The sequence below is a fragment of the Nocardiopsis moroccensis genome, assembly GCF_055763695.1.
On the sequence record NZ_CP199747.1, the window covers coordinates 570,091 to 588,396 of the forward strand.

18 protein-coding genes and 2 riboswitches are annotated in these 18,306 nt (G+C 71.9%); of the genes, 12 read left to right on the forward strand and 6 right to left on the reverse strand.

Features of this window, described 5'->3' with window-relative positions; all coding sequences use genetic code 11:
* Positions 1 to 62 precede the first annotated feature (62 nt).
* Both ACUKCB_RS02360 and ACUKCB_RS02365 read right to left on the reverse strand, forming a co-directional pair.
* The gene (locus ACUKCB_RS02360; RefSeq protein ID WP_473038793.1) at positions 63 to 1,358 is read right to left on the reverse strand and encodes a CaiB/BaiF CoA transferase family protein; all 1,296 of its coding nucleotides are present in this window, start codon (positions 1,356 to 1,358) and stop codon (positions 63 to 65) included.
* A gap of 7 nt (positions 1,359 to 1,365) precedes the next feature.
* On the reverse strand, positions 1,366 to 1,761 hold the full coding sequence (locus ACUKCB_RS02365; RefSeq protein ID WP_452542166.1) for a DUF3870 domain-containing protein: 396 nt from the start codon (positions 1,759 to 1,761) through the stop codon (positions 1,366 to 1,368).
* 215 nt (positions 1,762 to 1,976) lie between these two features.
* Positions 1,977 to 2,091, forward strand: a riboswitch (SAM riboswitch).
* A gap of 64 nt (positions 2,092 to 2,155) precedes the next feature.
* Here ACUKCB_RS02365 and ACUKCB_RS02370 point away from each other — a divergent pair.
* Positions 2,156 to 3,538, forward strand: a complete 1,383-nt coding sequence (locus tag ACUKCB_RS02370; RefSeq protein WP_473038794.1) for an aminotransferase class V-fold PLP-dependent enzyme — start codon at positions 2,156 to 2,158, stop codon at positions 3,536 to 3,538.
* Here the strand turns inward: ACUKCB_RS02370 and ACUKCB_RS02375 are convergent.
* Positions 3,535 to 3,678, reverse strand: a complete 144-nt coding sequence (locus ACUKCB_RS02375) for a hypothetical protein (RefSeq protein WP_473038795.1) — start codon at positions 3,676 to 3,678, stop codon at positions 3,535 to 3,537. The genes ACUKCB_RS02370 and ACUKCB_RS02375 overlap by 4 nt on opposite strands.
* A gap of 680 nt (positions 3,679 to 4,358) precedes the next feature.
* Here ACUKCB_RS02375 and ACUKCB_RS02380 point away from each other — a divergent pair.
* Together ACUKCB_RS02380 and ACUKCB_RS02385 are read left to right on the forward strand one after the other, a co-directional pair.
* Positions 4,359 to 5,075 (forward strand): SAM-dependent methyltransferase, encoded by a 717-nt coding sequence (locus ACUKCB_RS02380; RefSeq protein WP_473038796.1) that lies wholly within the window; start codon positions 4,359 to 4,361, stop codon positions 5,073 to 5,075.
* Positions 5,066 to 5,617: a DinB family protein gene (locus ACUKCB_RS02385; RefSeq protein ID WP_473038797.1), complete on the forward strand. Its 552-nt coding sequence runs from the start codon at positions 5,066 to 5,068 to the stop codon at positions 5,615 to 5,617. The genes ACUKCB_RS02380 and ACUKCB_RS02385 overlap by 10 nt, the downstream gene beginning before the upstream one ends.
* Here ACUKCB_RS02385 and ACUKCB_RS02390 read toward each other — a convergent pair.
* Complete coding sequence (locus tag ACUKCB_RS02390) at positions 5,614 to 7,806, reverse strand: primosomal protein N' (RefSeq protein WP_473038798.1); 2,193 nt, start codon at positions 7,804 to 7,806, stop codon at positions 5,614 to 5,616. The two genes, ACUKCB_RS02385 and ACUKCB_RS02390, sit on opposite strands and share 4 nt — an antisense overlap.
* Before the next feature lie 110 nt (positions 7,807 to 7,916).
* Here ACUKCB_RS02390 and fmt point away from each other — a divergent pair, with 110 nt between their 5' ends.
* Both fmt and ACUKCB_RS02400 read left to right on the forward strand, forming a co-directional pair.
* Positions 7,917 to 8,852 carry a methionyl-tRNA formyltransferase gene (fmt, locus tag ACUKCB_RS02395; protein ID WP_473038800.1) on the forward strand — a complete coding sequence of 312 codons (936 nt, stop codon included), beginning with the start codon at positions 7,917 to 7,919 and terminating at the stop codon, positions 8,850 to 8,852.
* A gap of 76 nt (positions 8,853 to 8,928) precedes the next feature.
* The gene (locus ACUKCB_RS02400; protein WP_473038801.1) at positions 8,929 to 10,392 is read left to right on the forward strand and encodes an RsmB/NOP family class I SAM-dependent RNA methyltransferase; all 1,464 of its coding nucleotides are present in this window, start codon (positions 8,929 to 8,931) and stop codon (positions 10,390 to 10,392) included.
* A 40-nt stretch (positions 10,393 to 10,432) separates the two neighbouring features.
* Here ACUKCB_RS02400 and ACUKCB_RS02405 read toward each other — a convergent pair whose 3' ends face one another.
* Both ACUKCB_RS02405 and ACUKCB_RS02410 read right to left on the reverse strand, forming a co-directional pair.
* A complete protein-coding gene (locus ACUKCB_RS02405; RefSeq protein WP_473038802.1) occupies positions 10,433 to 10,900 on the reverse strand; it encodes a hypothetical protein in 468 nt (155 codons plus the stop codon).
* Between the two features lie 150 nt (positions 10,901 to 11,050).
* Positions 11,051 to 11,437: a hypothetical protein gene (locus ACUKCB_RS02410; RefSeq protein ID WP_473038803.1), complete on the reverse strand. Its 387-nt coding sequence runs from the start codon at positions 11,435 to 11,437 to the stop codon at positions 11,051 to 11,053.
* Positions 11,438 to 11,502: 65 nt separating this feature from the next.
* Between ACUKCB_RS02410 and rpe the strand changes: the two genes are divergently transcribed.
* The 7 genes from rpe (at position 11,503) to ACUKCB_RS02445 (ending at position 18,250) form a co-directional block, all read left to right on the forward strand.
* Positions 11,503 to 12,171: a ribulose-phosphate 3-epimerase gene (rpe, locus tag ACUKCB_RS02415; protein WP_473038804.1), complete on the forward strand. Its 669-nt coding sequence runs from the start codon at positions 11,503 to 11,505 to the stop codon at positions 12,169 to 12,171.
* 243 nt (positions 12,172 to 12,414) lie between these two features.
* The gene (locus ACUKCB_RS02420) at positions 12,415 to 13,443 is read left to right on the forward strand and encodes a phosphatase PAP2 family protein (RefSeq protein WP_473040897.1); all 1,029 of its coding nucleotides are present in this window, start codon (positions 12,415 to 12,417) and stop codon (positions 13,441 to 13,443) included.
* Positions 13,444 to 13,513: 70 nt separating this feature from the next.
* Positions 13,514 to 13,644: riboswitch (FMN riboswitch) on the forward strand.
* 117 nt (positions 13,645 to 13,761) lie between these two features.
* Positions 13,762 to 14,418: a riboflavin synthase gene (locus ACUKCB_RS02425; protein WP_473038805.1), complete on the forward strand. Its 657-nt coding sequence runs from the start codon at positions 13,762 to 13,764 to the stop codon at positions 14,416 to 14,418.
* Positions 14,419 to 14,480: 62 nt separating this feature from the next.
* On the forward strand, positions 14,481 to 15,776 hold the full coding sequence (locus ACUKCB_RS02430; RefSeq protein ID WP_473038806.1) for a bifunctional 3,4-dihydroxy-2-butanone-4-phosphate synthase/GTP cyclohydrolase II: 1,296 nt from the start codon (positions 14,481 to 14,483) through the stop codon (positions 15,774 to 15,776).
* Between the two features lie 60 nt (positions 15,777 to 15,836).
* Complete coding sequence (gene ribH / locus ACUKCB_RS02435) at positions 15,837 to 16,310, forward strand: 6,7-dimethyl-8-ribityllumazine synthase (RefSeq protein ID WP_473038807.1); 474 nt, start codon at positions 15,837 to 15,839, stop codon at positions 16,308 to 16,310.
* 106 nt (positions 16,311 to 16,416) lie between these two features.
* Positions 16,417 to 16,875, forward strand: a complete 459-nt coding sequence (locus tag ACUKCB_RS02440; protein ID WP_473038808.1) for a PH domain-containing protein — start codon at positions 16,417 to 16,419, stop codon at positions 16,873 to 16,875.
* 208 nt (positions 16,876 to 17,083) lie between these two features.
* Complete coding sequence (locus tag ACUKCB_RS02445) at positions 17,084 to 18,250, forward strand: XdhC family protein (RefSeq protein WP_473038809.1); 1,167 nt, start codon at positions 17,084 to 17,086, stop codon at positions 18,248 to 18,250.
* The last annotated feature ends 56 nt before the right edge of the window (positions 18,251 to 18,306 follow it).

Genomic DNA, 18,306 nt, shown 5'->3' on the forward strand with positions numbered 1-18,306 from the left:
TGTCCCTTCGTGGTGCTTCGGTGACGTGTGTGTGAGGTCTGTGGGGTGATGGTTCGCCGGACCTAGCGGGTCTCGGAGCTCCGGACGTCGGTCTGCTGGACGGTCCCGCTCCTGAGCAGGCCCTCGATCCGCTCCGCGGTCAGGCCCAGCTCGGCGAGCACCTGCGCGGAGTGCTGGCCCAGCAGGGGAGGAGCGGTCATCGGGGTGGGTGTGTGCTCCATCCGGAAACCCGCCCGTACCTGTTCCAGGAGCCCGGCGGTGGGGTGCTCGACCGTGCGCAGGACGTCGTCCCCGCCGGCGTCGGCGGTGCGCAGCGCGTCCAGCACGCCCCGCACCCGGCCGACCGGGACCCCGGCGCCGACCAGGACCTCCATCCAGTGCTCGGCGGGTCGGGTGCGCAGTGTCGCCGAGAGCTCCCCGACCAGTTCGTCCCGGTGCGCCACCCGGCCCGGGTTGGTGGCGTAACGGGGGTCCCCGGCCAGGTCGGGGCGGTCGATGGCGGCGCACAGACGCTGGTACAGGGCGTCGTTCCCCGCGGCGACCACGATCTCCGCGTCCTGGGCGGGAAACGTCTGGTACGGCACGATGGTGGTGTGCGCGTTGCCCACACGGGCGGGTTCGGTGCCGGTGACCAGCGCCTGCTGGGTGAGGTTGACCAGGCTGGACAGGGTGGAGTTGATCAGCGAGACACTGATGTTCTCGCCCCGCCCCGTGGCCCGGGCCCGCATGAGCGCGCCGAGGATGCCCACGGCTGCGTTCAGCCCGGTGAGGACGTCGGTGAGCGCCACCCCCACCTTGCTGGCCGGGCCGTCGGCGGGGCCGGTGGTCGCCATCAGGCCGCTCTCCGCCTGCACGACGATGTCGAAGCCGGGGCGGGTGGCGGGCTCGTGTTCGGGGCCGAAGCCGCTCACCGAGCAGTACACCACGGCCGCGTTGCGTTTGCTGATCTCCTCGTAGCCCAGGCCGAGCCGGTCGATCACCCCAGGGCGGAAGTTCTGGATGACCACGTCCGAGGTGGCGCACAGCTCCTGGACGGCGGCCAGCCCCTCGGGGTCCTTGAGGTCCACTGCCAGGCTGCGCTTGTTCCGGTTCACGGACAGGAAGTAGGCGGCCTCGCCGGGGGAGTGGTGCTCCCGGTGCTCCTCGGCCGGTTCGGCGTAGGGCGGCCCCCAGGACCGGGTGTCGTCGCCCCGGCCGGGCTGCTCCACCTTCACCACCTCGGCGCCCATGTCGGCGAGGAGCATGGTCGCGTACGGGCCCGCCAGGACCCGGGACAGGTCGGCCACCCGTACCCCGGCGAGGGGCAGTGGCGGGTCCGGTTCGGGGGCGGGACCGGTTTCCGGGTTTGTCGCGCTCACGTGGAGGTTACTCCTTGCCGTCGGGGTCGTTGGCGGGGCCGCCGGGCAGCTGGTCGCCGTCCCGCAGCTGGTAGTAGGTCTCCAGGCAGCGGCGCAGCGCGGTGGTGAGGGCGGCGCCGGAGTGGCCCGCGTACCGCGTCTGGACCCGCTGGACGATCTCCGCGATGTCCTCGGTCACCGAGGCGCCCTCGACCAGGGCGCGGAAGAAGTCCTTCGCCAGGTCGGTGAGCAGTGTGGTGTCCGCGGCGACGATACGGCCGTCCGCGGAGTCCACCGCGAGTACGACACCGAGCCGCTGGTACTGGGAATGGCTCGCCACCGAGTCGGGGAGGCGGGCGTAGCCGGAGATGAGGACAACCCTGGGGTTGCGGAAGATCTGCTGAATACGGTCGTCGCCGTACAACGGAAGGCACCTCTCGTCTGCGGGCATGCGAAAACTCCAACGCACTGGAGTCTCGCGCCTGAAGGGCGGCCGGGGGAACCGGACACCCGCGACATGAGGGCAGTTCGGGATCAGTATGGCCCAGCCGTGGCGGCGGGTGTCAAGCGGGGTCGTGGTCCAGGACACAGGGACACGCGGATGCGTCCCGGGCGGACCCTGTGTTACATTTCGGCACAGGTCACGAGTACCAGCGACAAGCCCCGGCTAGCTGGTCGGCAACCCTCCTTCCGCGGTGGGGTGCCCCGGGTGAGGACCAGGTCCCGACACGACCGTGTCAGACAAGCGCGGACCCCTGAGGTGAAGCCGTCATCCGGCGTACCCCTGTGGGTCCCACGACTCGCAGAAGAGGTGCCCTATGACCACTGTCGTCCCGTTCGACTCCACCCGCTCCGCCGCCCGCACGGCCCACGCCGCCGACCGGGCCGCGGCCCGCGAGTGCTCGATCGTCACCGCCGAGGGCGGGGTCCCCCTGGTCACCGGTGAGTACGCGGAGTACGCCAACTTCGACTACGCGGCCAGCGCCCCCTGCCTGACCAGCGTGGCGGAGGCCCTCTCCGAGGCCCTGCCGTTCTACGCCAGCGTCCACCGCGGCGCCGGACACCACTCGCAGGTCAGCACCGACGCCTACGAGCGCGCCCGCCGCAGCGTCGCCCGCTTCCTCGGCGTGCGCACCCAGGCGGACCAGGGAGGTTCCGCCGACGCCGTGGTGTTCGTCCGGGGCACCACCGACGCCGTCAACCTGCTGGCCCGGACGGTGCCCGAGGGGTGCACCGTGGTGGTCTTCGAGTCCGAGCACCACGCGAGCCTGCTTCCCTGGGAGCACCCGGCCTCACGCGCCGCGAAGGTGGTCCGGCTGCCGCTGCCGGAGAGCCCGGAGGCCGCCGTCGGGGCCGCCCGTGCCGCTCTGGCGGAGGCACCCGAGGGTCCCAGGTTGCTCTGCGTCACCGCGGCCTCCAACGTCACCGGTGAGATCTGGCCGGTGGAGGAACTGGTCGAGGCCGCGCACGCCGAGGGCGCCCGGGTGCTGGTGGACGCCGCCCAGTACGTGCCGCACCTGCCGTTCAGCCTCACCGGGACCGGTGCGGACTACGTGGCCCTGTCCGGGCACAAGCTCTACGCGCCCTTCGGTTCGGGTGTGCTCGCGGGCCGGGCCGACTGGCTGCGCGAGGCCACCCCGTACCTGGCCGGCGGGGGAGCGACGCGGAAGGTCACCGAGCACGACGTCGTCTGGAACGACCTCCCGGCCCGACACGAGGCGGGGAGCCCCAACGTGCTGGGGGCCGTGGCCCTGGCGGCGGCCTGCGACACCTTCACCAACCGGACCCTGTCCCTGCAGCACATCCGCGAAGCCGCGCTGCTGGAGCGCCTGCGGGCCGGACTGACGGAGGTCGACGGTGTGCACGAGCTGACCCTGTGGGGGGCCGAGCACGCGCGGGTCGGGATCGTCTCGTTCGTGGTCGACGGTCTGCCCGCCGACCTGCTCGCCGCGGCGCTTTCCGCGGAGTACGGGATCGGCGTCCGGGACGGTCTGTTCTGCGCCCACCCGCTCACCGGCCACCTGCTGCCCGAGGGGCACACGCAGGCGGTGCGCGCGAGCCTGGGCGTGGGAACCACCGAGGAGCACGTCGACCGTCTGGTGGGCGCCGTCGCCGACCTGGTCGCGAGGGGACCGCGCTGGGAGTACGCCGACTGCGACGGCCGTCTCGCCCCGGTCCCGGACCCCCGCAACGTGCTCTAACCGAGCCGGTGCCCCAGGAGGGCCAGGCCCCGGACCAGGGCGGGCAGGGCGAGGGTGAACAGTGCGACCGTTAGCGCTCTCTTCGGGCGGAGGACGAGGTGGCACAGTGCCGCCTGGACTCCGAAGCCGAACAGGGCCAACGGTCGACAGACGCGGCTCCCATAGCACCAGGGAGATACCGAACAGGGCGTAGAGGACCGTGCTCGGTACGGTCCCGATCACGGGCAGCGTCGGGTGGGTGACCAGGCGCCTGCCCCTGCCCAGGGTTCTCACCACGAGGAACAGCAGCGCGAACGGCAGCGTGTGGGTCACCAGCACCAGACCGTAGAAGACCGCGAGGGGGTGGGGGAGTCCTCCGGTTCCGTCCAGCGCGCTGTCCGCGATGGGGAAGACCAGGAGGAGCACCGCGACGTGCGCCGCTCCGGCTCCGCTGAGGCGTGCCACGGTTGAGGCCGGGCCGAACGCGGGTTCGGGCGCAGAAGGGGGTGAGGGCACCGGTACGACTCCTGAACAGTCGGTGGCTGCTGCCGCGGGTCGGTTCTCTCCTCCCCAGTATTGGTGTGCCCGTTTCGGGGAGAGCCCGGGGGTGCCGCGCGGTGTTCGGGCGGAGGTTCGGGACCTCGGGCTTACAAAAGCTTGCGACGCACGACCCTACATAAGACGCAATAAGGCACATTTCACCCAGGTATGTGCTGGGGATCACGTTCACAAGCTGTACTATCAGGCCCTGACGGCAAGGCGCGTCGTCGCCGGATCCGACCGGTCCGCCCCGACGGAGCGTCCTGCCTCCCACGAGCGAACCGGCTGGGGGAGCGTGATCGTGACGGACGTCCGAGGACCCAAGGCAGGTCCCCTCACGGCCGTGTTCCGAGAACAGAAAACCCCACACGTCCCGGGACGCGAACCCCGGGTCGTCAACCTCGGCGGGAGCCCCTGCCCGCCGCCGGACCCGGCCCGAGCCGAGCAGACCCGCCTCCACCAGGCCTTCCTCGGCCGGGTCATCGACTACCTGTGCGCCGACGCCGGCATCCGCCAGTTCGTGGACTGGGGGTGTTCCGTGCCCGGGACCGCCGAGCGCGTGCACCGGGCCGACGCCGAAGCCGCGGTAGTGCACGTCGCACCGCACGGGACCGCCGGGATACTCGCCGCCGCGGACGACGCGGCCGTCCTGTCCGGTGAGGCTTCCGGCACCGGGGACGGGGCCCTGCTCCGCCGCCTCCACACCAGCGGGCTCGTCGACTTCGACGAGCCCGTCGCCGTACTGATGACCCGCCCCTTCACCGAGGAGGCCCCGCCCACCGGGCTCGCCGCCCTCCACTCGGTGATGCGCGGTGGAGGTTACCTCGCCCTCACCTCCACGGCGCCCCGAACCGTGGTCGAACGGGCCTTCGACCCCTTCCTCCCCGTCGAACCGATGGTCGCCGATCTCACCTGGTGGCCCTACCCGGATGACGACGTACCCGCCCCGGGATGTGGAACCCTGGGCGGACTGGGCCGTGCGCCCGAGCGAGGAAGGGGAGTGCGCCGATGGCACTGAACTGGAACGGCGAGATCCTGGCCCAGATGCGGTTCTACTGGGACTTCTCGCTGTGGCCCCGGTTGGAGGGGCTCACCGACGCGGAGTACTACTGGGAGCCGGTCCCGGACAGCTGGACCGTGCGCCGACTGCCGGACGGCCGCCACGCGCCCGACGGCGCCTACCCCGCACCCGAACCCCCGCCGGTCACCACTATCGCCTGGCGCCTCGGCCACATCGTGGTGGACCTGTTCGAGACCCGCATCAACTGGCACTTCGGCGACCGCACCGCCAACCGCGACACCATCGACTGGCCCAGCAGCGCCGCCGAGGCCAGGCAGCGCCTGCGCAACGCCTACCTCACCTGGTCCGACCACGTCCAGGAACTGGACGACGACGCCCTGGCCGTCCCCGTGGGCGACGCCGAGGCGCCCCAGTGGTCCGACTTCCCCCTGGTCGTGCTCATCCTGCACCTGAACCGCGAGTTCATCCACCACGGCGCCGAGATCGCCCTCCTACGGGACCTCCACCGGGCCCGCTTCGGTGCGGAACCCACGCACTAGAGCACGTGCAGCGGGTCCACCCGGACCTGGGCCAGGTGTTCGTCCCGGCGTGCGCTGCGCGCCGAGGCCGCCGTCTTCAATGCCCGGGTGAGCTCCCCGACCGACCCGCGTGGCACCCGCAACAGGGCCCGTTCGGTCTGGTCGGCGCTGCTGTCGGTGCGTTCCGGACCCACCGGCACCGGCCCCAGCAGCTCGGCCCGTTCCGGGAGCTCGATCTGGTCCAGCAGCTCGCGCACGTGTTCGGGGGCACCGGTGACCGAGGCCATCGACACCGCCGGGGGGAACCCGAGCTCCCTGCGCTCGGCCAGCTCCCGTTCGGCGAACCCACCCGGATCCCAGCGCACCAGCGACTGCACCACGGGCAGTGAGACGTCCGCGGACACCACCACCGCGCCGCCCGGTCGTACCAGAGCGGAGGCGTTCAGCCAGCGCCGCAGAGTCTCCTCCGAGGCACGCAGATCGGCCCGGTTGAGCAGCGCCCACCCGTCCAACAGCACCGCCGCCGCGTACCCGCCGCCGGTGACCGCCGGTTCGGCTCCGGGGGTGGCCACCACCAGCGACGGTTTGTCCGGGACCTCGGAGAGCACTTCCTCACGGCCGGAGGTACGAACGGTCAGCGACGGGAAGGCCCGGCCCAGCTCTTCCGCGGTCCGGCGGGCGCCCACCACCACCGCGCGCATCCGACTCGCCCCGCACCCGGGGCACACCCACTGCCCGGCCACCCGGCCGCACCAGCCGCACGAGGGCATGGCGTGTGATCCGCGCACGGCCAACGGCCCGTTGCAGGCGTCGCAGCGCGCGGGTTCACGGCAGCCCGAGCAAGCCAGGGTGTTCAGGTAACCCCGGCGCGGAACCTGGAACAGCACCGGACCGCTCCTGGCCGCCTCGCGTGCCGAACGCAGCGCCACGCTCGGCATTCGCGCGGACCGGGCGGCCCCGTCCCGGGCGAGTTCGCGGTCGTCACCGGCGGGTTTGACCAGCGGGGCGCGGCTGCGCAGCGTCGCCCGGTCGGCTACCAGCGGACGCGCCCACCCGGACTCCACCAGCAACTGGGCGTCGGTGGTACGGGTGTGTCCGCCGATCAGCGCCGCGGCGCCGGCCCGGTGCGCCCGCATCGCCAGAACCGTGCGTGCGTGCAGGTAGGGGGCGTGCGGATCCACGTGCACGTCGTCGCCGTCGTCCCACAGGACCACCAGCCCCAGGTCGCGGACGGGTGCGAAGACGGCGGCCCGGGTGCCCACCACGACCCGTACCTGGCCGCGTAGCACGGACAACCAACTCCGGTACCGTTTCGCGGGGCCCAGGTCGGCGGTGAGCGCCGCGTGGCGGCCCTCGCCCAGGTTGCGGGTGAGCGCCGCGTCCACCGCGGCCACGTCGCGGCCGTCGGGCAGCACCACCACGGTGCCGCGCCCCGCGCCCAGGGCGGCCTCGGCCGCCACCGCGATCGCGTCGGTCCAGTCGCCGCCGGGCAGGGCGTTCCACACCGCGCGGGCCGGACGTCCCGCGTGCAACGCCTTGATGAAGGCGGGGCCCTCCGGATAGGCGTCCCAGGGGCCGGGGTCCACCTCCGGTACGGCCGCCTCCACCGTCTCCTGGACGGGGGCGCCGTCGTCGGGCGGGAGCGCGCTCTCGGGGTGTTCGGGGACCTCGGGAGGATCCTCGTCGGTGGGCTCCACACCCTCGACGTCCTCCTCCCGGGCCTGCTCCTCGCGCGCGGTCTCCTTCTCCACCCGCGCGTGTCGGGGCGGTACCGCCAACCGCAGGACATCGCTCAGGGTGCCCGCGTACCGGTCGGCGACGGCTCTGGACAACGACAGGATCTCCGGGGTGAGCACGGGTTCGGGGGAGACCACCGTCTCCAGATAGGCCAGCTGCCCGGCGAAGTCCGAACTCTCCACCCGCTCGGCGAGGAACCCCGCGAGCAGGCGTCCGTTGAAACGCACCTTGACCCGGCACCCGGGCACGGCGGCCTCGTCCATGTCGGCCGGTACCCGGTAGTCGAAGTAGCGGTCCAGGTGCGGCAGCGGGGTGTCGACGATCACGCGTGCCACGGGGAGCCGGTCGGCGGGCCGACGCTTGGCCGGGCGACGGCTCTTCGCTGTGTCGGCCTTTCCCCTGGCCTGTTCCTTCTTCTCCTGTCCGGGCAGGTCGAAGAGGACCTCGTCGGGCTGGCCGGGCTGCGCTGTCATCACTCCTGGTTTATCAGAACCTTCCGACAACCCCGCTCTTTCCGGCGGGGAGCCCCGGCCGGGACTGGTAGAACAGTGACCCGTAGGCGCAGCGGAGGGGGACCCGAAACATGAAGCTTGTCTTTGCCGGAACACCTGAGGTGGCGGTGCCCTCACTCCGGGCGCTGATCGACTCCGAACACGAGGTCGCGGCCGTGATCACCCGGCCCGACGCCCGCTCCGGGCGCGGGCGCAGGGTCTCCGCCGGCCCCGTCGGCGAACTCGCCGAGAGCGAGGGGATCGAGGTCCTCAAGCCCGCCAAGGCGGGGGACCCCGAGTTCCTGGAGCGCCTCGCCGAGATCGCCCCCGACTGCTGTCCGGTGGTCGCCTACGGTGCCCTGCTGCCCCAGTCCGCGCTGGACATCCCCGAGCACGGCTGGGTCAACCTGCACTTCTCGCTGCTGCCCGCCTGGCGGGGCGCGGCCCCCGTCCAGCACGCCATCCTGCACGGGGACGACGTCACCGGCGCCTCCACCTTCCGGATCGTCAAGGAGCTCGACGCCGGGCCGGTCTACGGCACCCTCGCCGAGACGGTCCGGCCCACCGACACCAGCGGTGAGCTCCTCGAACGCCTCTCCGTGTCCGGGGCCGGGCTCCTGGCCCGCACGATCGACGGCATCGCCTCCGGCGAGCTCAGCCCGGTCCCGCAGCCCAACGCCGACGTGTCCTACGCGGGCAAGCTCACCACCCTGGACGCCGAACTCGACTTCACCGCGCCCGCCCAGCGCGTGGACCGGGTTGCCCGGGCCTGCACGCCCGCGCCCGGCGCCTGGACCACCTTCCGCGGTATGCGCCTGAAGGTCGGCCCGGTCCGGCCGGTGACCGACGCCGACCGCCCCGACCTGGAACCCGGCCAGCTGCACGCGGACAACAAACGCGTCCTCGTGGGGACCAGCACCCACCCGGTCGAGCTCGACCGGGTCCAGCCGCAGGGCAAGAAGGCCATGGCCGCCGCGGACTGGGCGCGCGGGGTGCGCCCCACCGAAGACGACCGACTGGGCCGTTGAGCTGCCGTACTCTCGGAACTGGCGGGCGTGAGCGCGCGCCGGTACATGTCCCCGGTTTGTTGAGGCAGAGCACACGTTGAGCGAGCAGTCCCGGTCCCGGCAGCAGCGTCCGCGAAAGGGCGGGAAGCCCAGGCAGGGCGGTGGCCGGCGGTCCGGCCCGCCCCAGCCCCGCGACCCGGCACGCCGGGTCGCCTACGACGTGTTGCGCGCGGTCGAGCAGCGTGACGCCTATGCGAACCTGCTGCTGCCCTCCCTGCTCAACGAGCGCGGTATCCACGGCCGGGACGCGGCGTTGGCCACCGAGCTCACCTACGGGACCCTGCGCGGCCAGGGCACCTACGACGCGATCCTGGAGACCTGCGTCGACCGCTCGCTCTCCTCGGTGGACGAGGAGGTGCTGCCCCTGCTGCGGCTCGGCTCCCACCAGCTGCTGTCCACGAATATTCCGCCGCACGCGGCGGTCAGCGAGACCGTGGACCTGGCCCGCCGTGTGGTGGGCCACCACCGCGGCCGGTTCGTGAACGCGATCCTGCGCAAGGTCAGCGCCCGGGACCTGGAGGCGTGGACCGAGGTCATCGCCCCCGACCGTGAGCGCGACCCCAGCGGTTACCTGTCCGTGGTGCGGAGCCACCCGCGCTGGGTGGTCAAGGAGTTGGCCCGCGCCCTGGGGGAGCGGGCCAAGGACGGCCTGGTCCGGACCGAGGAGCTGTTGATCGCGCACAACGAGCGCCCCAAGGTCACCCTCGTCGCCAAACCGGGCCGGGCCAAGGTCGCGGACCTGGAGGAGTCCGGTGCCGTCCCGGCCCGGTACTCGCCCTTCGCCGCCTACCTGACCGAGGGCGACCCGGGTGCGATCCGTGAGGTCCGGCAGAACCGGGCCGCCGTCCAGGACGAGGCCAGCCAGCTCGTCGCCCTGGCGCTGTCCCGGGTGGACGCGCACGGCTCCGACGGCCTCTGGCTGGACATGTGCGCGGGCCCCGGCGGCAAGGCCGGTCTGTTGGCCTCCATCGCCGGTCAGGGTGCGGCCCGCCTGGTCGCCTCCGAACTCCAGCCCGCCCGCGCGGGCCTGGTGGCGAACGCCGTACGCCGCGCCCCCCGCGACGCCGGCCGCGTCATCGCCGCCGACGGCACCAGGCCCGCCTGGAAGCCGGGTTCGTTCGACCGGGTCCTGGCCGACGTGCCGTGCACCGGCCTGGGCGCCCTGCGCCGGCGCCCCGAGTCCCGTTGGCGGCGCGGCCCCGAGGACGTCGCCCGGCTCGCCCCGCTCCAGCACGAACTGCTCACCAACGCGGTCGAGGCGGCACGCCCCGGCGGCGTGGTCGCCTACGTGACGTGCTCGCCGCACCTGGACGAGACCGACGTGGTCGTCCGGAGGGTCCTGGACGAACGCGGTGACCTCGAACTCCTGCGCGCTCCCGATTACCTCGACGAGGTCCCCGACCTCGCCGCGGGGCCGGAGGGCAGGTACGTCCAGTTCTGGCCGCACGTGCACGGCACCGACGCGATGTTCCTCGCCCTGTTCCGGAAGAAGTCGGACTAGGTACGTTCCCGCCGGACACGCCCCGGCGGCACGCACGCCCTCAGACCGAGAGTTCTCTCAGGGCTGCGGTCAGTTCCCGGCCGACGTGCTGTGCCGTGCGTTCGTGCGCGGGGCCTCCGGCGCCTCTGGGAACCGCCTCGACCAGCATGATCAGGTACAGGTAGCTCCGGTACAGCGCCTGGCGCGGGCGGGTGTCGGCGTCCAGGGTGAGGGTTCCGCCCGCGGCGCGGTAGCCGTCCAGGAGGGCCGGGTCGTCCTGGATGTCGCCGAACAGAGCGAGCGAGACCGTCTCGGCCAGCGGGTCGCCCCAGAAGGACTCCTCGGTGCGCATCATCCCGCGCTCGTAGCCCATCACCGGGGCTGCGGGGTCGGGTGCGATCTTCAGGACCAGGTCACGTCCGTCGGCCATCCGTAGCCGGTGGGTGCTGTTGAAGGTTCCCTCGGCGAGCTCCTCGTACCCCTCCAACCGGTCCGGGCTGATCCCGGCCTCGTCCAGTACGGTGTTCATCTCTCCCCGGGACAGCATGACCGGATTCCCCGAGCCCACCCGAACCCCCTCCGCTCCCGGACGTGACGGCGTCAGGTTGGCCGCCCCGACCGCGTCACGCCCAGAGGGGAAGATTTGGACAAAAAGGAATCTACGTCGTAAAGGTGCTGGTTATTCGGCCCCGAGTGCGACCACCACGCAGATCATGCAGGAGTTCCCCGCCTCCCTCAGCAGGTAACGGTAGGACTCGGCCCGGAGCTCGGCGCCCGTCCCGTCGAGGTAGGACCAGCGCACATCCGCCCACACCAGTCTCGACGTGAGCTCCTCCATTCGGCGGATCTCGGGCACCGCGCCGACCACCCCGTGCTCCCGGTACCGCTCGGCCGCCCCCGTGAAAGCCCCCTTGACGTCCGCGGGGGAGGTCACCGGGATGCTCTGTGTGTCCCCCGCGACATAGGCGGGGTAGCTGTGCCGGGCGGCGATCCCGTCGAGGTCCCCGGCCACGAGTTCCCGGCCGTAGGCCTCCAGAAAGTCCTGCAGTCCCTCCTGGTCGAGCATGGCGCCTCCCCGTGTCATCTTCCCCCTCCCACCTGCCCCGGGCTCGCCCTGGCTACACTGCTGACGTGGCAATTCAGATCTCTCCCAGCATCCTCAGCGCCGACTTCGCGCACCTCGCCGACGAGGCGGCGGCCGTCCCCAACGCGGACTGGCTGCACGTCGACGTCATGGACGGACACTTCGTCCCCAACCTCACCCTGGGTCTGCCCGTGGTGGAGTCCCTGGTCAGGGCGGCCGCCACCCCGCTGGACTGCCACCTGATGATCGAGGACCCCGACCGCTGGGCGCCGGCCTACGCCGAGGCGGGCGCGGGCAGCGTCACCATCCACGCCAAGGCAGCCGGCGCCCCCGTGCGCACCCTGCGCGAGATCCGCAAGCAGGGCGCCCGCGCCGGACTGGCACTCAACCCCGCCGAACCGGTCGACCCCTACACGGACCTGCTCGGCGAGATGGACATGCTGCTGCTGATGACCGTCGAGCCCGGTTTCGGCGGCCAGAAGTTCCTGGATCTGGTGCTGCCCAAGATCCGCCGGGCCCGGGAACTCATGGACGAGCGCGGCGCCGCGGTCTGGCTCCAGGTCGACGGCGGGGTGAGTGACGAGACCATCGAGCGCGCGGCCGAGGCCGGGGCGGACGTCTTCGTCGCCGGTTCCGCCGTCTACGGCGCCCAGGACCCGGCCAAGGCAATCGATTCCCTGCGTGCCCAGGCCCAGCGGGTCAGCAAGCCGGCCTGATCCGGGCCGCCACGGTCCCGGCGGATAACGATCGCGGTGCGGCATCCCTGTGGGCCTGGTCACAACGGCCCCGTGCGCCCTATGCTGCCCGCTGTAGTCGTTGATTTTCGCTTGGTCGCGGCTCCGTCTTCCCCTGCGCGCGCCGCAAGTGCCCGTGTCCGGGGGAGCGGCGCGGCGTGAGCGCGTTGCCAGGCGCGGACCCGTGGAGTACGCGTGAACGCTTGGAACACCGAGCACCTGGCCATGGATGCCTTCCGGGAGACGGAGAGCGCCGCCGTCCGCTGGTTGCAGGGATGGGGTGACTGGCTCGCCCATCCGATGGGCGTCCTCACCTTCCTGGGGTCCCAGGGCCTGATCGTCGTCCTGCTGGCCGCCGTCTTCTGGAGCGTCCACGCGGGTCTGGGTGCCCGCCTGTTCGTCGCGGTCGTCGCCTCCGGTCTGGTCAACAACCTGCTCAAGGCGGTGTTCTACACTCCCCGGCCCTACTGGTTCGACGCGCTGGTCACCGGGCACAGCCACCACGGCAGCTTCGGGATGCCCTCCGGGCACACCCAGGCCGCGACGGTGACCTACGGCTACCTCGCGGCGAAGTCCGGCCGCAGAGCCCTGCTGGGAGCGGCCGCCGCAGTGATCGCACTCGTGGCCCTCTCCCGGATCTACCTGGGTGTGCACTTCCCCAGCGACGTCCTGGTCGGCCTGCTGGTCGGCGGGGCCCTCCTCTGGGCCGTCCTGAGCTGGGAGGACCGCGTGCTGGCCTGGTGGCGCTCGCTGGACACGGTGCGCTGGGTGTCCTACCTGCTGGCCCTCACCCTGGTGCCGTGTGCGGTGGCCACCGCCTGGCAGTTCGGCGTGCGCGGTGACTGGACGGTCCCGGCCGCCGAATGGATCGGAGCCACCCCCACCGACCCCGCCGGGCACACCCTGGCCGGGCTCTATACGGCCGGCGGCGCCCTCCTGGGCGGGGCCGGTGGCCTCACTCTGCTCCACCGCCGCGGCTGGTACAGCGCGGCGGGCGCGGTCACCGCGAGGACCGCCCGCTTCGTCCTCGGTATCTCGGTGGTGGTGCTCATCCTGGTCCTGGACCAGGTCCTCTTCCGGGGCCTGACCGGATTCCCCGCCGCGCTCGTGGCCTTCGCGGTCTACGGGGTGATGGCCTTCTGGGCCTGCTACGGGGCGCCGGAGATGTTCGTGCGCTCCGGTCTGGCCGAGCGGCCGAAGGACACACCCGAGCAGACCCCCGTGGAGGGGCCCGGGGACACCGGTCGGGCATGAATCAGGTCACACCGGCTATGCGCTCGGCCGTCCGAGGGGTTAGGATCGTGCTCGTTTAGACAATAGTCAAACGCGTGCTCCGGGGTCGGTGAAAGTCCGAACCGGCGGTGACAGTCCGCGACCCGGCCGAGTCCATCGGCCGGTTGAACCGGTGGAATTCCGGTACCGACGGTTAAAGTCCGGATGGGAGGCAGTACGCGTTGGGGCGGATCCGAGCCGTGCCGATCCTTGGCGACGGTGCCCGTTTTCGTCCTTGCCGTGGACCCGTTTTCCGCGCACCTTTTCCCCGGAGCCGTGCCAGGCGAAGGGACGTAGGGCGTGTTCACCGGAATCGTGGAAGAACTCGGCAGGGTCATCTCCCTCGAGCCGGCCGGGACCAACGGTGAGGCGGCTCTGCTCACCGTGCACGGCCCCCTGGTCAGCTCCGACGCAAGACACGGCGACTCCATCTCGGTCAACGGCGTGTGCCTGACCGTCGTCGGCCAGGGTGAGGACACCTTCACCGCCGACGTGATGAAGGAGTCCCTGGACCGCTCCACCCTCGGCGACCTCGCCCCCGACGCCCCCGTGAACCTGGAGCGCGCCGCCCGCACCGACTCGCGCCTGGGCGGCCACGTCGTCCAGGGCCACGTCGACGGCACCGCCACCCTCCTCTCCCGGAATCCCGGCGACAACTGGGACGTTCTACGTTTCGGCATGTCCCCGGAGCTCTCCCCGTACGTGGTGGAGAAGGGTTCCATCACCGTGGACGGCACCAGTCTCACCGTCTCCGCCGTGAGCGCCCCCGGCGCCAAGGACGAGTACTTCGAGGTCAGCCTCATTCCCGCCACCCTGGAGGCCACCACTCTGGGCGGCCTGGCGGTCGGCGCCACCGTCAACATCGAGGTGGACGTGATCGCCAAGTACGTGGAACGCATCACCGCGGTCGCCCGGGCCCGCAGCAGCGACAGCGCCCCGGACCGCACCCGCGCCTAGCGCGGCGCCCCGCCGACGCCACCACCCATCGAACCACCCACCACGCACCTTCAGGAGCGGGAATGACCGTCACCGACACCACCCCGGCCGCCGCCCCCGAGCAGAACGGGCAGACCGTCGCCCTCGACCGCATCGAGGACGCCATCGCCGAGTTCGCCGCCGGCAAGGCCATCGTGGTCGTGGACGACGAGGACCGTGAGAACGAGGGCGACATCATCTTCGCCGCCGAGCTCGCCACCCCCGAACTGCTGGCGTTCATGATCCGCTACACCTCCGGCGTGGTGTGCGTGCCGATGGAGGGCGAGGACCTGGACCGTCTCGACCTGCCGCTGATGACCGCGCGCAACGAGGAGAGCCTGCGCACCGCCTACACGGTCACCGTCGACGCCCGTGAGGGCGTCAGCACCGGCATCTCGGCCGCCGACCGGGCGCGCACCATCCGCCTGCTCTCCGCCGCCGAGAGCCGCCCCGTCGACTTCGTACGCCCCGGACACATCCTGCCGCTGCGCGCCCGCCCGGGCGGTGTCCTGGCCCGCCGCGGCCACACCGAGGCCTCGGTCGACTTCGCCCGCCTGGCCGGTCTGCGCCCCGCCGGCGTGCTGGCCGAGGTGGTCAACGACGACGGCACCATGGCCCGCCTGCCCCGACTGCGCGAGTTCGCCGACGAGCACGGCCTGAAGCTGGTGTCCGTCGAACAACTGGCCGCGTACCGCGCCGCCCTCGGTCAGACCCTCACCGAGGAGGAGGCCAACCCCGCGCTGGTCACCCGCATGGTCGAGACCCGTATGCCCAACCAGCACGGGGAGTGGCGCGCGGTCGGTTTCAAGGGCACCACGGACGGCGCCGAGCACGTCGCCCTGGTCCACGGCGACCTGACCGACGGCACCGACGTCCTGGCCCGTCTGCACTCGGAGTGCCTGACCGGAGACGCGTTCGGTTCCTACCGCTGCGACTGCGGCGCCCAGCTGGAGGCCGCCATGGCCGACATCGCCAAGGAGGGGCGCGGGGTCATCGTGTACATGGGCGGTCACGAGGGCCGGGGGATCGGCCTGTTGCACAAGCTGCGTGCCTACAGCCTGCAGGACCAGGGCGCGGACACCGTCGACGCGAACCTGCGTCTGGGCCTGCCCGCCGACGCGCGTGAGTTCGGTGCGGGCGCGCAGATCCTCACCGACCTGGGGGTGTCCTCGGTGCGGTTGCTCTCCAACAACCCGGCCAAGGCCGAGGGGCTGGAGCGCCACGGGGTCCGGGTGACCGAGCGGGTGGCGATGCCGACCTTCGTCACCGACGACAACCTCTCCTACCTGCTGACCAAGCGCGACCGGATGGGCCACGACCTGGCCGGTGTCACCAAGTAGTCGGGCTCCGACCCGCGCTCCCCACTCAATCCGTTCCCGAGAACCCCAGAAAGGCCGGTCATGAGCGGCACAGGACGTCCGGACGAACACCAGGTCGACGCTTCGGGGCTGTCGGTGGGCATCGTCGTCACCCGGTGGAACGAGCCGATCGTGGAGCCGATGCTCGCCAACGCGCTCGACGTGGTGAAGGCCTCTGGGGCCGGCGAGCCCGTCGTGGTGAAGGTCGCCGGGGCCGTGGAGATTCCGGTGGTCGCCCAGGAGCTGGCACGCAAGCACGACGCGGTGATCGCCCTGGGCGCGGTCATCCGCGGCGGTACACCGCACTTCGACTACGTGTGCCAGTCGGTCACGCACGGGCTGACCGAGGTCGCCCTGCGTGAATCCACCCCCGTGGGTAACGGTGTACTCACGTGTGACACCCTGGAACAGGCGCGTGACCGCGCCGGCCTGCCGGGAAGCGTCGAGGACAAGGGCGCCGAGGCTGCGCTGGCCGCCCTGGACACGGCGGCGGCCCTGCGCGGGCTGCGCCGCTGACCCCACCCTCCTGTTGCACGCCCGCTGGAGCAGGACGAGGAACCGGGGGACGTGCCCGAGCGCGCGAACACGGATGGAGCAGTTGGTGCGGACGAGGGAACAACCTGTGGACGAGGCGTCGAGGAAGCCGGTTCTGCCGAGGACCTGGCGGCCCCGTGCGGTACGGCTGGTCGCCTACGGCCTGGGGGTGCTGATCGTGGCGACCATGGTCGCGCTCGCCGTGACCTTGCCCGCCGACTGGCGGTTGATGGACCGGGCGCTGGTGGTCGGCCTGGGCCTGGTGGTGGCCGCGGGGCTGCACATGCTCGCCCGTCCCCGGCTGATCGCCACCGGGCGGAAGGTGATCGTGATCAACGGGATCCGCACCCACCACCTGGCGTGGCCGGAGGTCCTGGACATCCGGATGCCGGTCGGGGAACCGTGGCCCTCGCTGGACCTGTCGGACGGCACCTCGCTGCCGGTGATGGGTATCCAGAGCACCGACGGTGATCTGGCCCGGCGCAACCTGGCGGAGTTCCGTTCGATGCTGGACCGCGGTGAGGGCGAGGAGCCCGAACACCCGTGAGCGGACACCGGACACCGCTGGGACGGAACCTACCGCCCCGGTCCCGGGGCGGCGCCCGGCAGCGCTCCCGTTCGTAGGCGAAACCGAATCGGGCCCTCGTTTCCTGGAGGAACGGGGGCTCTTCTGTGTTGTCCGGGGCACATAGGTTGTACCGGGGACCACAGAGCCGGGGCGGCCCCGCCGTAGGGAACTCAGGAAGAGGTGCCGAGTGCGTGATATCCGAGCGACCGTGTCCGAACTGTACGCCTCGGGGGAGACGTTCGCGGTGGCCACGGTCGTCGACACCTACAGGAGTGCCCCCCGTGACGCGGGAGCGGCCATGCTGGTGACCGCCTCCGGGGAGGTCACCGGCAGCGTGTCGGGCGGTTGTGTGGAGGGCGCCGTCTACGAGGAGGCACTGGAGGCCATCCGCACCGGCGTGCCGGTGCGCCGCACCTACGGCGTCAGCGACGAGGACGCCTTCAGCGTCGGACTGACCTGTGGCGGAACCCTGCACATGTTCGTCGAGCCGATCAACCGGGAGACCCACGCCCAGCTGGGCGCGGTGATCGGAGCCATCGACGAACACCAGCCCGTGGCGGTGGCCACGATCGTCTCCGACCCCTCGGACTCGGGCCGGGTGGGCCGTCGCCGTGTGGTGTGGCCCGGCGACGCCGAAGGAGACCTGGGGGAGGGCGGCGAGCGCCTGGCCGCGGCCCTGGACGACGACGTGCGCGGCATGCTCGCCCAGGGCAGTACCGGGCTGCTGCACTACGGGGTGGACGGGCAGCGGCGCGGTGACGAGCTGGAGGTGTTCGTCCAGTCGTTCGCCCCGGCCCCCCGCATGCTGGTGTTCGGCGCCATCGACTTCGCGGCCGCGGTGGCCGACCTCGGCTCCTACCTGGGCTACCGGGTGACGGTGTGCGACGCCCGGCCGGTGTTCGCCACCGCGAAGCGGTTCCCCACCGCCGAGGAGGTGGTGGTCAAGTGGCCGCACGTCTTCCTGGACGAGATCGCCGAGGAGATCGACGAGCGCACCGCGGTCTGCGTGCTCACCCACGACCCCAAGTTCGACGTCCCCGTCCTCAAACGGGCGCTGGCCACCAGTGCCGGGTACATCGGCGCGATGGGTTCCCGGCGTACCCACCAGGACCGTCTGGAACGGCTCCGGGAGGCGGGGGTGGACGAGGCGGCCCTGGACCGGCTGCACTCGCCGATCGGCCTCGACCTGGGGGCCCGCACCCCGGAGGAGACGGCCGTGTCCATCGCCGCCGAGTTGGTGCAGAGCCGGTGGGGCGGCAGCGGTCGGGCCCTGCGCGAGACCCGGGGCAGGATCCACCGTGACACGTCCGACAGCCCTTTGATTCCGGCCGGATTCGGTCAGCGTCAAAGGTGAACCGAAACCGGGCCTTCAAGAAAGCGCCAGTTCAGAGCCTTGGTCGTGGCAGCACG

Bases quoted from the DNA above. Each gene is read 5' to 3' on its own strand.
- ACUKCB_RS02370 (WP_473038794.1), top strand. From the start codon at position 2,156: ATGACCACTGTCGTCCCGTTCGACTCCACCCGCTCCGCCGCCCGCACG.
- ACUKCB_RS02385 (WP_473038797.1), top strand. From the start codon at position 5,066: ATGGCACTGAACTGGAACGGCGAGATCCTGGCCCAGATGCGGTTCTAC.
- ACUKCB_RS02390 (WP_473038798.1), bottom strand. From the start codon at position 7,806: ATGACAGCGCAGCCCGGCCAGCCCGACGAGGTCCTCTTCGACCTGCCC.
- fmt (WP_473038800.1), top strand. From the start codon at position 7,917: ATGAAGCTTGTCTTTGCCGGAACACCTGAGGTGGCGGTGCCCTCACTC.
- ACUKCB_RS02405 (WP_473038802.1), bottom strand. From the start codon at position 10,900: ATGAACACCGTACTGGACGAGGCCGGGATCAGCCCGGACCGGTTGGAG.
- ACUKCB_RS02410 (WP_473038803.1), bottom strand. From the start codon at position 11,437: ATGCTCGACCAGGAGGGACTGCAGGACTTTCTGGAGGCCTACGGCCGG.
- ACUKCB_RS02420 (WP_473040897.1), top strand. From the start codon at position 12,415: ATGGATGCCTTCCGGGAGACGGAGAGCGCCGCCGTCCGCTGGTTGCAG.
- ACUKCB_RS02430 (WP_473038806.1), top strand. From the start codon at position 14,481: ATGACCGTCACCGACACCACCCCGGCCGCCGCCCCCGAGCAGAACGGG.
- ribH (WP_473038807.1), top strand. From the start codon at position 15,837: ATGAGCGGCACAGGACGTCCGGACGAACACCAGGTCGACGCTTCGGGG.